Here is a 13,656-nt window from a genome sequence, read left to right on the forward strand (position 1 = left end):
CTCGCCGGCGTTTGAGGCGCGGGGTCTGGGGCGGAGCCCCAGGAGGGGTCCGGGCGCAGCCCGGGGAACGGGCGAAGGGCGGGTAGGGGACTTCCCCCGCGGAGCGGCACACCCCGGGCGGAGCCGTTAGCGGCCCAGGTACCGCGGAGCTTCCTTCGCGAGGAAGGCCGCGACGGCGATGCCGTGGTCCTCGGAGGCCCCCGCACGGGCCTGGAGCACGTCTTCCTGGTCCAGCGCCTCGGACAGGGACCGCGAGGCCCCGTACGCCAGGGACTCCTTCAGCGCCGCGTAGGCGACCGTCGGGCCCTCGGCCAGCCGCCGCGCCACGGCCAGCGCCTCGGCCGCCAGCTCCTCCGAGGGGACGACGCGGTTCGCGATGCCGAGCTCCAGGGCCTCCTGGGCCTTCACGGACCGGGGGAAGAGCAGCAGGTCGGAGGCGCGCGAGCCGCCGATCAGGCGGGGCAGCGTCCACGAGACGCCCGAGTCGGCCGTCAGGGCGACCCCCGCGAAGGAGGTGTTGAAGGAGGCGGTGTCCGCGACCACGCGGAAGTCCGCCGCCAGGGCGAAGCCGAAGCCCGCGCCCGCCGCCACGCCGTTCACGCCCGCGACCACCGGCTTCGGCATCTCCGTCAGCGCCCGGACGATCGGGTTGTAGTGCTCCGCGACGGTGTTCATGGTCAGCGAGGAGCCGTGCTCCCGGTCGGCCGCCAGGAACCCGACGTGCTCCTTGAGGTCCTGGCCCACGCAGAAGGCCCGGTTGCCCGCCGCGGTGAGCAGGACCGCCCGTACGGCCGGATCCGCGGCCGCCGCCCGGGCCGCGTCGCGCAGGGCGACCTTGGCCTCGGTGTTCATGGCGTTCATGGCCTCGGGACGGTTGATCGTGATGGTCGCGAGTCCGTCGGTCACTTCGTAGAGCACGCTGTCGGCCATGGCGGGGGTCCCCCTTCGTCGCGGGCTGGCTACCGGCCGGTACCGGCCGGTGCAAAGGTCAGCATGGCGGACCGGACCGGGGTCGCACATGTGATGTGCGTCAAATAAACGGAAGGGCAGACTCGTGCCGCGGCGGCGAAGTATCGCAGGCGTGTCCCCGAAATGAGTGGTTTTGGTCAAGCGCGTTGCACAAGCGTTCCCAGCCGATGTTGGTCATCGGGTCCTGACATGCGGGATAATGGCCTGGAAGCAATGTGTTCGATGCCGGGTACTAGGCGCCTGAATGGGGCCGTCGGCTGACGATGAACTGGTTTCAGGAAGGGGAACGAGCATGGCGGCCATGAAGCCGCGGACGGGCGACGGCCCGCTCGAGGTCACCAAGGAGGGGCGGGGCATCGTCATGCGCGTACCGCTCGAGGGCGGCGGTCGGCTCGTCGTCGAGCTGACTCCGGACGAGGCGGACGCCCTGGGTGACGCCCTGAAGAAGGTCGTCGGCTGATCCCCAGGTCCACCAGGGATGACTGACAGTACTTTCGCTGCATTCTCTGCACTGCCCCGGCCGCACCAAGCGGTCGGGGCAGTGTTGTGTCCCCGGGCTGACCCTCGGGCCGGGGCCGAGCTCCAGGCCGGGGCCGAGCCTCCAGCCGAGCCCCCCGATCGTGATCGCCGGAGTCGCACCGTGTCCTTTTCCCCGCCCGCTCCGCCGGCCTTCGCCGACTGCACGCCCCGCGAGAAGGCGGCCCGGGTCCTCACGGAGGGCCTGGCGCCGGCGAACCTGGTGGTGGCCCAGCTCCTGCTGATCGGCTGGCACAGCACAGGGTCCTGGGCCGGTCTCGGCTGGGGCCTGCTCGGCGCCCTGTTCTGCGGCGTGGTCCCGATCGGCATCATCCTGCTCGGGGTCCGGCGCGGGGCGCTGACCGACCAGCACATCCGGGTACGGCGCCAGCGGGTCGTCCCGATGGGGCTGAGCCTGGTCTCGGTCGTCGCCGGGATCACCCTCCTGCGCGTGCTCGGCGCCCCGGCCGACGTCTTCGCGCTGGTCGTCGCGATGCTCGTCGGCCTCGTCTCGTCCCTGCTGGTGACGGTCGGCTGGCAGATATCCATCCACATGTCGGTGGCCGGCGGCACCGTGATGATCCTGCTGCTGACCTTCGGACCGGCGCTGCTCCCCGCGGTGCTGGTCGCCGCCGGCGTGGGATGGTCCCGGCTGGTCCTGAAGGCGCACACCACGGCGCAGCTCCTCGCCGGCACCGCGCTGGGCGGTACGGCCGCGCTGACCTTCGCACTGCTGCGCTGAGCTACCCCGCCGGGCTCAGCGCCGGACCGCGCACAGCAGACCGTCGCCCACCGGGAGCAGGGCGGCCTCCAGGGCCGGGGTCTCGCGGACGGTGCGCAGCAGTTCGCGGACCCGGAGCACCTCGACCGGCTGGGCCGCGGAGTCGACCGTACGGCCGTCCGAGAAGACCCCCTCGAAGCAGACGAGGCCGCCGGGGCGGAGCAGGCGCAACGATTCAGCGAGGTAGTCGAGGGACTCGGACGGGTCCCCGTCGCAGAAGACGAGGTCGTATCCGCCGTCGGCCAGCCGGGGCAGTACGTCCAGGGCGCGGCCCGGGATGAAGCGGGCGCGGTTGCCCGCGAAGCCGGCGGCGCGGAAGGCCTGGCGGGCGAAGGCCTGCCGGTCCGCTTCGGGATCCACCGTGGTCAGGACCCCGTCGGCGCGCATTCCGTGCAGGAGGTGGATGCCGGACACGCCGGTTCCGGTGCCGATCTCGGCGACCGCCTTCGCGTCCGCGGTGGCGGCGAGCAGGCGCAGCGCGGCCCCGGTGCCGGGGGAGACGGAGCGAAGTCCCGCTTCCCTGGACCGGTCGCGGGCCCATCGCAGAGCGTCGTCTTCGGCGACAAACGCGTCGGCGAACGCCCAGCTCGTCTGCCGGTTGCCGGTAATGACCCTCTCCTGTCCCCATAGTTGGCGCAACGGTGACTGTATCCGCTGGAGTCGGGAACCCGCAGATGGGACCGGGCGTTGAGAGCAGTAGAGACGCAAGAGCGGCCTGGGGCCCGGAGCCCGTGCAAAGTTACTGCAAAAATGCTTATCCAGAGCTGACGGGAGGGGTGGCTATGGTAGGGATTCCGCTGGACACCACCAGAGCCGACAGGGGAGGTGCGGCTGCGCCTGTGGATCGTGGGGGTGTCCTCCGACGCCTCTTCTGGTCGGCCGGTGAGCCGAAATCCGTGACCAACATTGCTGACCGTTTCCGCACCGTAGACACCGCAACCACCGCGACCTTCGCCGCCGATGCGGGCTCCCAGGCGTGGACCCCTCCCTCATGGGAGGAGATCGTCAGCACGCACAGTGCGCGGGTCTACCGTCTCGCCTACAGGCTGACGGGCAACCAGCACGACGCCGAGGACCTGACGCAGGAAGTCTTCGTCCGGGTCTTCCGCTCGCTGTCCACGTACACGCCCGGCACCTTCGAGGGCTGGCTGCACCGGATCACCACGAACCTCTTCCTCGACATGGTCCGCCGCAAGCAGCGGATCCGCTTCGACGCCCTCGCCGACGACGCCGCCGAGCGGCTGCCGAGCCGTGAGCCGTCCCCGCAGCAGGTGCTGCACGACACCCACTTCGACGCGGACGTACAGCAGGCGCTGGACACCCTCGCGCCCGAGTTCCGCGCGGCCGTGGTGCTCTGTGACATCGAGGGCCTGTCGTACGAGGAGATCGCCGCCACGCTCGGCGTGAAGCTCGGCACCGTCCGCAGCCGTATCCACCGCGGCCGTTCGCACCTGCGCAAGGCGCTCAAGCACCGGTCTCCCGAGGCCCGTGCGGAGCAGCGCGCGCTGGCCGGTGTGGCCGTGGGCGCCCCCGGCACCGGGGGAGAGGGCGGAGCCGAGTGAGCGGGATCAGTCCGTCCCCGTCGCCCGCCGAGCAGGCTTCCTCGGCGGAGCACCACCTGGGCGACCGGCTCGCCGCCCTCGTGGACGGGGAGTTGAGCCACGACGTGCGCGAGCGGGTACTGGCGCACCTGGCGACGTGTGCCAAGTGCAAGGCCGAGGCCGATGCGCAGCGCCGCCTGAAGACCATGTTCGTGGAGAGCGCGCCCCCTCCGCTGTCGGCCGGGCTGCTGGCCCGGTTGCAGGGGTTGCCGGGGAGCGGCCCCGAGGGCCCCTCGGGACCTTCCGGCCCCTTCGGTCCGCCGCCGGGTGCCGACCCGTTCGGGTCCTTCGGCTACGCGCCGCCCGCGGCCGCCGCCGCGCCGCAGCAGCAGGGCTTCCGGATACACGAGGTGGGCCGGCAGCGGCGCCGCTTCGCGTTCGTGGCCGCCGGAGCGGTGTCGCTCGCCGCGATCGCGCTGGGCGGCTCGCTGCCGATGGAAGCGGTCGAGCCCAATGCCCGAGGCGAGGCTCCGGCCGCGCGCACGGGACCCGTGGTCCCGGTGGTCGACGCGGTGGTCCGGGAGAACCGGCTGCCGAAGCCGGGCACCGTTCCGACGCTCCGCCCGGTCTCCCCGCTCGCGGCCTCCCCGGTGCCCTCCCGGCCGACCGCCCCCGCACGCCCGGTGTCCCTGTACCGCTGAGCGGTCCGGGACGGTGACGGTGGCCCGCCTCGGGTGGCCCGCCCGTGCGGCCCGCCGGGGCGGGCGGCACCGGCAACCTGGTTGAATCTCCGCCAGATGCGCCGCCCCGGGCGGCCGGCGGAGACCGACAGGCAGGCGGGGAGCACCCATGTCCGACAGTCAGCAGACCGATCCGGCGGCGGATCCGGTCCCCGCCCCCCTGCCCCGGTGGTGGAGCCGCCCCGCGGAGCCCGTCGGCGCGCACGAGGGATCCGTACCGCCCCCTCGTGCCGCCGAGCAGGCGGACGCGGATCCCGACCCGAACCCTGCCCCGGTGACGGAGCCCGCCCCCGCCCCGGTGCCCCAGTGGTGGAGCCGCCCCGCGCAGCCGGTTGCCGGGCACGAGGGATCCGTACCGCCCCCGCGGACCGCGCCGGAGCCCGTCGCGGACCCGGATGCGCACACGGACCCCGACACGGAGCCGCGGTACGACCCGTGGGGTGTGCGGCCGCTCCAGACGGTGGACCACGGCAGGGCGGGCTCGCGCCCGGTCCGGCTGCGCCAGGGCATCGCCCTCGCCCTCGGTATCGCCCTCCTGGCCGGCGGCATCGGCGGCTACGCCGGCGTCCTCGCCGAGCGGCAGGCCGGCACCCGACTGGAACTCCCGCAGGCGGCCCCCGCCGACGGCGGCCGGGCTCCCGAGAGCGTGGCCGGGATCGCCGCCACCGCGCTGCCCGGCGTGGTCACCCTGCACGTCAACGCCGCGGAGGGCAGTTCGACGGGCACCGGCTTCGTCCTCGACGGGCAGGGCCACATCCTCACCAACAACCACGTGGTCCACGGGGCCCGGACCATAACGGTCACCTTCAGCACCGGCGAGAGCGTCGCCGCGGAGCTGGTCGGCGGCGACACCGGCTACGACCTGGCCGTCGTCAAGGTCGACGGGGTACGGGGCCTGCGGCCGCTCGCGCTCGGCAACTCCGAGAACGTCAAGGTGGGCGACCCGGTGGTGGCCATCGGTGCCCCCTTCGACCTCTCCAACACCGTCACCGCCGGGATCATCAGTGCCACCGGCCGCCCCATCACCGCCGGGGGCGACAAGGGCGACGGCAGCGACGTCAGCTACGTCGACGCCCTCCAGACCGACGCCCCCATCAACCCCGGCAACTCCGGCGGACCGCTCCTCGACGCCAGGGCCCAGGTCATCGGCATCAACAGCGCCATCCGCGGGGGCGACGGCAAGGACAGCTCCGGACAGCAGCGCGGCAGCATCGGCCTCGGCTTCGCCATCCCGGTGAACCAGGGCAAGCGGGTGGCCGAGGAACTGATCCGCACCGGCCGCGCCACCCACCCCGTCATCGGGGTCACCCTGGACATGGACTACTCCGGCGAGGGAGCCAGGGTGGGGGAGAAGGGCGAGGGCGGGAAGCCCGCCGTGACCGCCGGCGGGCCCGGAGCCCGCGCGGGCATCAAGCCGGGCGACGTGATCACCAAGGTGGACGGGGTACGGGTGCACGGCGGCGACGAGCTGGTGATCAAGATCCGGGCCCACCGGCCGGGCGACCGGCTCACCCTCACCGTGCTGCGCGAGGGCCGGGAGCGCACGCTGGAAGTGGTCCTCGGGTCGGCGAACGGTTCGTGACGGGCCGGTGAAAGCAGAACCGGTCGGGTAATCAGCCGGTCCTGGTGTAGGGCACTGCGGACCCGGCCGGGTACCGTGTGACAGGCCTGACGTGAAGAGAGCCGAGGAGCGGGGCAAGGTGTTCAACGACATAGGCGCACTCGAGCTGGTCACGATCGTGGTGCTCGCCATTCTCATCTTCGGCCCGGACAAGCTGCCCAAGGTCATCCAGGACGTCACGGGCGTCATCCGGAAGATCCGCGCGTTCTCCGACAGCGCGAAGCAGGACATCCGCTCCGAGCTCGGACCGGAGTTCAAGGACTTCGAGTTCGAGGACCTGAACCCGAAGAACTTCATCCGCAAGCAGCTGACCGAGAACGAGGACCTCAAGGAGATCCGGAGCAGCTTCGATCTCCGCAAGGAACTCAACGACGTCACCGACGCGGTCAACGGCAAGGAGTCCGACGCGGCCGCGGCCGCCGGCGGAGCCCTCCCCGCCGCCGCGCCGGGCGCCGGACCGGACATGGTCAAGAAGCCCGCGACCCCGGCGCAGGAGCAGCGCTCGCGCTACGACGCCGACGCGACCTGACGCCACCCGGGACCACGCACGCGCCTGCCTGCCCGGCGAACCGCGGTCGGATGGCTATCCTCCTTTGAGTCCGGACCCAGGACGCCCGAGGGGGGTGGGCCGTTCCGGATCCCACGGAACGAGAGGCCGCGCAGATGGAGACGACGAGCAGTAGCCGGGTAGGCACGCAGCCCGCCGAGGCGCAGACGCCAGCCCCCGCACCAGCAGCAGACCATCCGCAGCCCCCGGACGCGGCCGCCCCGCCCGTCCCTGCCGCCCGCCGGGCGGCCGAGGGGTACCTGCGGGCCGACTTCCCCTGGTACGGGCTGGACGGGGCCTTCACCGGCCCCCGCTGGCTGATGCAGGTCGCCGCCGGCGCCGACGGCAGCGTGGAGCACGGCTCGACCGGCCACGGTGACGAGCCCTCCGCCCGCGGCGAGATCGCCACCGGGGAGAAGGAGCGCTTCGCGGTGGTCGTCACGGTGGCCAGCAACCCGCTGCGGCGCACCGCCGACGGCACCGGAGTCCTGGAGGCCACCTCGGTCTCCTCGGCGGCCTGGCTGGCCGGCTCGGGGCTGCTGGCCTACAGCTGGCCGGGGCAGATGGACCACACCCTGCGCGACGACTGGCTCGACCAGCAGACCGAGGCCGCGTGGGAGCTCGCGGACGACCTCGCCGGGCCGGACTGGTCGACGCTGTCGCTGCCCGTGGACGGGGAGCCGACGCCGTTCCACTACCGCGAGTCGGAGTTCGGCTGGGTTCTGGCCGGATCGTCCGGGAGCGGGGTGCATCTCGGTGCCTACGGGCGGGGGATGAGCGCGTACGGGCTCGGGTTCTCGGTGATCGGGGACCTGGCGGCGTACGAGTAGGACCTCAAACGAAGGAAGGGGGCCGGCGAGGAAATCTCCTCGCCGGCCCCCTTCCTCGTTCTACGTCAGAACTTGTTGCGCGGGGTGATGCCCAGGGACATGCCGGCCAGGCCGCGGGCACGGCCGCCGAGCTTGCCGGCGATGGCGCGCAGGGCCGCACCGGCGGGGGAGTCGGGGTCGGACAGGACGACCGGGGTGCCGTCGTCGCCGCCCTCGCGCAGGCGGACGTCGATCGGGATCGAGCCCAGCACCGGCACGGTCGCGCCGACCGTCTTGGTCAGGCCGTCGGCGACCTTCTGGCCACCGCCGGAGCCGAACACGTCGACCATCTCGTCGCAGTGCGGGCAGGGCAGCCCGGACATGTTCTCGACGACGCCGACGATCTTCTGGTGGGTCTGCACGGCGATCGAGCCGGCCCGCTCCGCGACCTCGGCCGCCGCCTGCTGCGGGGTGGTCACGACGAGGATCTCGGCGTTGGGCACGAGCTGGGCCACGGAGATCGCGATGTCGCCCGTGCCCGGCGGCAGGTCGAGCAGCAGGACGTCCAGGTCGCCCCAGAACACGTCGGCCAGGAACTGCTGGAGGGCCCGGTGCAGCATCGGACCGCGCCACACCACGGGCGCGTTGCCCGGGGTGAACATGCCGATGGAGATGACCTTCACGCCGTGCGCCGACGGCGGCATGATCATGTTCTCGACCTGGGTGGGGCGGCCCTCCACGCCGAGCATGCGCGGCACGCTGTGGCCGTAGATGTCGGCGTCGACGACACCGACCTTGAGGCCGTCGGCCGCCATCGCCGCCGCCAGGTTCACGGTGACCGAGGACTTGCCGACGCCGCCCTTGCCGGAGGCGACCGCGTAGACGCGGGTCAGCGAGCCGGGCTGGGCGAAGGGGACCTCGCGCTCGGCGGTGCCGCCGCGCAGGGTCGCCGCGAGGTCCTTGCGCTGCTCGTCGCTCATCACGTCCAGCGTGACGGCGACCGAGGTGACGCCGGGGACCTTCTGCACGGCCTCGGTGACCAGGTTGGTGATGGTCTCGCGCATGGGGCAGCCCGACACGGTCAGGAACACGGTGACGGCGACCTCGCCGCCGTCACCGATCTCCACCGATTTGACCATGCCCAGCTCGGTGATCGGCCGGTGGATCTCGGGGTCGTTCACCGTCGCCAGCGCGTCCAGGATCGCGTCCTGTTCGGGCACGGCAGCGGCGGAGGCGGAGCTTGTGTCGGTAGCCATGCCCCCGATGGTACGGCGCGGTGGCGGGCCTCAGGAAAGGCTGCTAACGGTCGCCTTCGTCACTCTCCGCGGGGAATAGCCGCCGCTCGTCCATCTCCTTGATCAGATCCTGGAACTCGGACCGGATCCAGTCGCGCGTGGCGACCTCCCCCAGACCCATCCGCAGGGCCGCGATTTCCCGGGTCAGGTACTCGGTGTCGGCCAGCGAGCGTTCGTTCTGCTTGCGGTCCTGCTCCAGGTTGACCCGGTCCCGGTCGTCCTGGCGGTTCTGCGCCAGGAGGATCAGCGGGGCCGCGTAGGAGGCCTGGAGCGACAGCATCAGGGTCAGGAAGATGAAGGGGTACTGGTCGAAGCGCAGGTGTCCGGGCGCGAAGATGTTCCACAGCACCCAGATGATGATGACGACGGTCATCCAGACGATGAACCGGCCCGTGCCGAGGAACCGTGCGACCCGCTCCGACAGCCGCCCGAAGGCCTCCGGGTCGTACTCCGGCAGCAGCCGGCGCCGGGCCGGGCGCGGCAGGTCGAGCCGGGTGCGCGAGCGCGACAGGGCGCTCGACCCGGTCGACTGGCCGGACTTCGCCCGCTCGCCGCGCTCGAAAGAGGAACGTTCCGCCCGCTCCGCGGCGGCCTCCGCCAGCCCGTACTCGCGCGCCTGCGCCCGGGCGTGCTCGCGCCGCTCCCGGATCTGCTCCTTGCGCCGCTCGCGTGCCTGCTCGCGCTCGCCGCGCCCCCGGTCAGTTCCCACGCAGGGCTCCTTCCGCACGCTCGGAGTCCTCGGGCCCGCCGGCGCCCTCCGCATGGAAGTCCGTCTCGCGCCAGTCGTCCGGGAGCAGGTGGTCCAGTACGTCGTCCACGGTGACCGCGCCCAGCAGCGAACCGCTCTCGTCGACGACCGGGACCGCGACCATGTTGTACGCGGCCAGGTAGCTGGTCACCACCGGCAGCGAGGCGTCCGGCCGCAGCGGCGCCAGGCCCGTGTCCACGATCGAGCTGACCAGGGTGAACGGCGGATCGCGCAGCAGCCGCTGGAAGTGCACCGTGCCCAGGTACTTGCCCGTGGGCGTCTCGTCCGGCGGCCGGCACACGTACACCTGCGCCGCCAGCGCCGGCGACAGGTCCGACTGCCGTACGCGGGCCAGCGCGTCGGCGACCGTCGCGTCGGGGCGCAGCACGATCGGCTCCGTGGTCATCAGACCGCCCGCGGTGTTCTCCTCGTACGACAGCAGGCGTCGCACGTCGGCGGCGTCGTCCGGCCGCATCAGCGTCAGCAGCCGTTCCTTGTCGTCCTCCGGCAGCTCCGAGAGCAGGTCGGCCGCGTCGTCCGGGTCCATCGCCTCCAGGACGTCGGCCGCGCGCTCCTCCTTCAGCTTCCCGAGGATCTCCACCTGCTCGTCCTCGGGCAGCTCCTCCATGACGTCCGCGAGCCGGTCGTCGTCCAGCGCGCTCGCCACCTCGGCACGCCGCTTCGGCGTCAGGTGGTGCAGGACGTTCGCCACGTCCGCGGGGCGCATCTGCTCGAAGGTGGCGACCAGGTTCTCGGCGCCCTGCCCGTGCTCCTCCAGCGAGAAGCCCGTCACCGCCGACCACTCCACGGTCAGGGTCTCGCCGCGCCGCCGCAGCGCGCCCGACTTGCCCTTCCGTACGAAGATCCGGTCGATCTCCCAGTCGCGCCGGGCCGGCAGCTGCTGGATGGCCACGTCCAGGACGGTGACCTCCTCGTCGTCCGCGACCAGGCGCACCCGCCGGTCCAGCAGTTCGCCGAGGATCAGCCGCTCGGTGGGGCGCTGCTCGAAGCGCCGCATGTTGACCACGCCGGTGGTGATCACCTGGCCGGACTCGACGCCCGTCACCCGGGTCATGGGCAGGAAGATCCGGCGCCGGCTGACGACCTCGACCACCAGGCCCAGCAGCCGGGGCGGCCGGCCGCCCACGCGGAGCATCGCGACGAGGTCGCGTACCCGGCCCACCTGGTCGCCGTTGGGATCGAAGACGGGCACACCCGACAGATGCGAGACGAAGATCCGTGGGGCGCCTGCCGCCATCCGAGCGCCTCCTACGAGCTGCGTCATCCGTCGATCACCGGTACTGCCGTCCCTCAGGTTAGCCCGTACCGCACGCAACCTCCTGGTGGGGCCGTCCGGCCGGGCCCGCCCCCGGCATCGGCGCAGCGTCCGCGCGGCGCCCCCGCGACCTCCGCACGTGCGTCCCCACGGGCTGCGCGCGGGCGCCGCGCAGGGGCCCGCGTACGGGCGGGTACGCTGCCAGCTGCTCGCCACGCAACGAGAGGGGCACCTGCCCGTGACCGCCTATTTCCCCGCCCCGCGGCTGCGCCGGGCCGCCTTCGTCAGCGCCCTGTGCGCGGGCCTGGCCGTCGTCGGCACGGGGTGCGGAGCGGATCCCGACGAGGGGACGAACGGGGTCGGGAAGCTGTCCGCCGAGCAGATCGAGGACAAGGCGAAGACGGCCGTCACCGGGGCGCAGTCGGTCCACCTGTCCGGCACGCTCGTCAGCGGCGGCAAGTCCTTCACCCTGGACATGCGGCTCGGGGCGGACGGCGGCTCCGGCGAGGTGAAGTCCCAGGACGACACCACCTTCCAGCTGCTGCGGGTCGGCGAGCAGCTCTACCTCAAGGCGGGCGCCGCCTTCTGGGGCCAGTCCGAGGCGGCAGGCAAGCTCGGCGACAAGTTCGTCAAGGTGCCCGAGGGCGACCCCTCCTACAAGCAGTTCCGCGGCTTCACCGACATACACGTCATGCTCGACGGGCTGCTCGGGCTCGACGGGAAGCTCACCAAGGGCGAGGACTACACCAAGGTCGGCCCCACCCGGGCCGTCCAGGTCTCGGCGGACCAGGGCAAGGGCGGCAAGCTCTCGGTCTCCCTGGAGGGCACGCCGTACCCGCTCCTCATGGAACGCGCGGGCGGCGCCGGCCGGGTGACCCTCGCGGAATGGGGCAAGCCGGTCGAGCTCACCGCGCCCGCGCCCGACCAGACGGTGGACTACGGTTCCGAGCTGCCCACGACCAAGGACCAGGAGGGCGGCTCCGGCCAGGGCTCGGGCCAGGGCGCCAACCCGCAGGGCTAGGCGCCAACCCGCCAGGCTGGGCGCCAACCCGCGGGCCTAGCGGGAGGCCTTCTTCTTCCGCTTCAGCAGCAGCTTCGGCAGCCCGGCCGGGATCGGCTTCCGGGTCGTCGCCGGGGAGCCCAGCGGAGCCGCTGCCAGCGAACCCTCGGGGAGGGCGGCCCGGACCGACTCCGGCTCCAGGCGCAGCAGCCGGCACTCCCGCGCCCAGCGGTCGGTCATCTCGGCGGAGTCGGGCGCGTTGAGCCGCTTGCCCTTGAGCTCGGCCACCGCGGCCTCCCACGGCTCGCTGCCGGGCACGAGCTCGCGTACGGTCGCCGTCCACGCGACGAGCCGGCCGCCCTTGTCCTTGCTGCGCACGGTCACCTCGGCCGCCGCCCCGTCCGCGAGCCCCGGGAACGGCTGCTCCCCGGGCCCGTCGCCGAGCACGTGCGCCGCGCCGTCCACCCAGGCGTGCCACAGGCCGCGGTCCACCCCGGAGCCGCGGACCCAGATGAGGCCGGACTTCTTGGTGGCCTCCTCGACGAGGGCCAGATCGAGCGCGCTGAGAGTCATGCGCACAGGGTAGCCAGCGCCCCGCGCGCACTCACAGCCAGCGCCCTCACAGCCAGCCGTGGCGCCGCAGGGCCCGGTGGATGGTGAAACAGGTCCCGGCGATGGTGGCCATCACCATCGGATAGCCGTAGCGCCACTGGAGCTCCGGCATGTGCTCGAAGTTCATTCCGTACACGCCGCAGATCATCGTGGGCACGGCGATGATCGCCGCCCAGGAGGTGATCTTGCGCATGTCCTCGTTCTGCGCGACGGTCGCCTGCGCCAGGTTGGCCTGGAGGATGGAGTTCAGCAGCTCGTCGAAGCCGACGACCTGCTCGTGCACGCGGGCCAGGTGGTCGGCGACGTCGCGGAAGTACTTCTGGATGTCGGGCTCCACCAGCCGCATCGGGCGCTCGCTGAGCAGCTCCATGGGGCGCAGCAGCGGGGATACGGCCCGCTTGAACTCCAGCACCTCGCGCTTGAGCTGGTAGATGCGGCCCGCGTCGCCGCCGCGCGCACTGCCCTTGGTGGGGGCGGCGAAGACCTCGCTCTCCACCTCGTCGATGTCGTCCTGCACGGCCGCGGCGACGGCGATGTACCCGTCGACCACGTGGTCGGCGAGGGAGTGCAGGACGGCCGACGGGCCCTTGGCCAGGAGCGCCGGGTCGTCCTGGAGGCGGTGGCGCAGGCCCTTGAGGGAGCCGTGGCCGCCGTGCCGGACGGTGATGACGAAGTCGGGGCCGGTGAAGCACATCACCTCGCCGGTCTCCACCACCTCGCTGGTGGCGGTGAGTTCGGCGTGCTCCACGTAGTGGATCGTCTTGAAGACGGTGAAGAGGGTGTCGTCGTAGCGCTCCAGCTTCGGCCGCTGGTGCGCGTGCACCGCGTCCTCCACCGCGAGCGGGTGCAGTCCGAACACGGCGGCGATCCCGGCGAACTCGGCCTCGGTCGGCTCGTGCAGGCCGATCCACGCGAATCCGCCGTCCGCGCGGACCTCGCGCAGCGCCTCACGGGGCGTCAGGCAGGGGGCTCCCTGCGCGCGCACGGCGCGCCGGCCGTCGCGGTAGACGGCGCAGTCGACCACCGCGCTGTTCGCGGACGGGTCGCGGGTGGTGTCGTAGCCCGGCTGCGCCGGCGTGGACCTGCGCAGGGCGGGGCGGACGGCGGCACGGAGGTAGGGCAGCATCGACATGGCAGGCTCCTTCGCGCGCACGGCTGCGGACCGTACGGGTGGGAGGTCCTTCCGGACGGCACGCTCACC

The 13,656-nt window shown here is 72.6% G+C and carries 15 protein-coding genes; 8 read left to right on the forward strand and 7 right to left on the reverse strand.

The genetic code is table 11. The annotated features are described in order from the left end of the window. Positions 1-126 precede the first annotated feature (126 nt). A complete protein-coding gene (locus ACFRU2_RS41065; RefSeq protein ID WP_382981421.1) occupies positions 127-930 on the reverse strand; it encodes an enoyl-CoA hydratase/isomerase family protein in 804 nt (267 codons plus the stop codon). Between the two features lie 331 nt (positions 931-1,261). Here ACFRU2_RS41065 and ACFRU2_RS41070 point away from each other — a divergent pair, with 331 nt between their 5' ends. After that, positions 1,262-1,429: a DUF3117 domain-containing protein gene (locus tag ACFRU2_RS41070; protein WP_003966491.1), complete on the forward strand. Its 168-nt coding sequence runs from the start codon at positions 1,262-1,264 to the stop codon at positions 1,427-1,429. A 180-nt stretch (positions 1,430-1,609) separates the two neighbouring features. After that, a complete protein-coding gene (locus tag ACFRU2_RS41075) occupies positions 1,610-2,227 on the forward strand; it encodes a hypothetical protein (protein WP_382981422.1) in 618 nt (205 codons plus the stop codon). 15 nt (positions 2,228-2,242) lie between these two features. Here ACFRU2_RS41075 and ACFRU2_RS41080 read toward each other — a convergent pair whose 3' ends face one another. Next, on the reverse strand, positions 2,243-2,905 hold the full coding sequence (locus ACFRU2_RS41080; RefSeq protein ID WP_250741749.1) for an O-methyltransferase: 663 nt from the start codon (positions 2,903-2,905) through the stop codon (positions 2,243-2,245). A 143-nt stretch (positions 2,906-3,048) separates the two neighbouring features. On the opposite strand from ACFRU2_RS41080, the gene sigE reads away from it, so the two are divergent. From sigE to ACFRU2_RS41105, 5 genes are all read left to right on the forward strand, one after another. After that, positions 3,049-3,828, forward strand: a complete 780-nt coding sequence (gene sigE / locus ACFRU2_RS41085) for an RNA polymerase sigma factor SigE (RefSeq protein ID WP_250741750.1) — start codon at positions 3,049-3,051, stop codon at positions 3,826-3,828. Continuing rightward, a complete protein-coding gene (locus ACFRU2_RS41090; protein WP_382981423.1) occupies positions 3,825-4,508 on the forward strand; it encodes an anti-sigma factor family protein in 684 nt (227 codons plus the stop codon). The genes sigE and ACFRU2_RS41090 overlap by 4 nt, the downstream gene beginning before the upstream one ends. A gap of 148 nt (positions 4,509-4,656) precedes the next feature. Next, positions 4,657-6,129 (forward strand): trypsin-like peptidase domain-containing protein, encoded by a 1,473-nt coding sequence (locus ACFRU2_RS41095; protein WP_382981424.1) that lies wholly within the window; start codon positions 4,657-4,659, stop codon positions 6,127-6,129. A gap of 118 nt (positions 6,130-6,247) precedes the next feature. Beyond that, complete coding sequence (locus ACFRU2_RS41100; protein ID WP_382981447.1) at positions 6,248-6,697, forward strand: sec-independent translocase; 450 nt, start codon at positions 6,248-6,250, stop codon at positions 6,695-6,697. A 134-nt stretch (positions 6,698-6,831) separates the two neighbouring features. After that, on the forward strand, positions 6,832-7,545 hold the full coding sequence (locus ACFRU2_RS41105) for a hypothetical protein (RefSeq protein ID WP_382981425.1): 714 nt from the start codon (positions 6,832-6,834) through the stop codon (positions 7,543-7,545). Between the two features lie 65 nt (positions 7,546-7,610). Here ACFRU2_RS41105 and ACFRU2_RS41110 read toward each other — a convergent pair whose 3' ends face one another. The 3 genes from ACFRU2_RS41110 to ACFRU2_RS41120 all read right to left on the reverse strand — a co-directional run bounded on the left by ACFRU2_RS41110 (position 7,611) and on the right by ACFRU2_RS41120 (position 10,825). After that, positions 7,611-8,780: an Mrp/NBP35 family ATP-binding protein gene (locus ACFRU2_RS41110; protein WP_254383984.1), complete on the reverse strand. Its 1,170-nt coding sequence runs from the start codon at positions 8,778-8,780 to the stop codon at positions 7,611-7,613. A gap of 43 nt (positions 8,781-8,823) precedes the next feature. Next, positions 8,824-9,330 carry a DUF1003 domain-containing protein gene (locus ACFRU2_RS41115; RefSeq protein WP_374683993.1) on the reverse strand — a complete coding sequence of 169 codons (507 nt, stop codon included), beginning with the start codon at positions 9,328-9,330 and terminating at the stop codon, positions 8,824-8,826. Positions 9,331-9,517: 187 nt separating this feature from the next. After that, positions 9,518-10,825, reverse strand: coding sequence for a magnesium transporter MgtE N-terminal domain-containing protein (locus ACFRU2_RS41120; RefSeq protein WP_382981426.1), 1,308 nt, complete (start codon positions 10,823-10,825; stop codon positions 9,518-9,520). Positions 10,826-11,081: 256 nt separating this feature from the next. On the opposite strand from ACFRU2_RS41120, the gene ACFRU2_RS41125 reads away from it, so the two are divergent. Then, entirely contained in the window at positions 11,082-11,864 is a 783-nt protein-coding gene (locus ACFRU2_RS41125; protein WP_382981427.1) for a hypothetical protein, read from the forward strand. Positions 11,865-11,900: 36 nt separating this feature from the next. On the opposite strand, the gene ACFRU2_RS41130 is transcribed toward ACFRU2_RS41125, so the two are convergent. Both ACFRU2_RS41130 and ACFRU2_RS41135 read right to left on the reverse strand, forming a co-directional pair. Next, complete coding sequence (locus tag ACFRU2_RS41130; protein WP_382981428.1) at positions 11,901-12,416, reverse strand: hypothetical protein; 516 nt, start codon at positions 12,414-12,416, stop codon at positions 11,901-11,903. Positions 12,417-12,462: 46 nt separating this feature from the next. After that, positions 12,463-13,587 (reverse strand): magnesium and cobalt transport protein CorA, encoded by a 1,125-nt coding sequence (locus ACFRU2_RS41135; RefSeq protein ID WP_382981429.1) that lies wholly within the window; start codon positions 13,585-13,587, stop codon positions 12,463-12,465. Positions 13,588-13,656: the final 69 nt, after the last annotated feature.

It is taken from the genome of Streptomyces sp. NPDC056883 (genome assembly GCF_042788835.1).
Classification (GTDB): domain Bacteria; phylum Actinomycetota; class Actinomycetes; order Streptomycetales; family Streptomycetaceae; genus Streptomyces; species Streptomyces stoeckheimensis.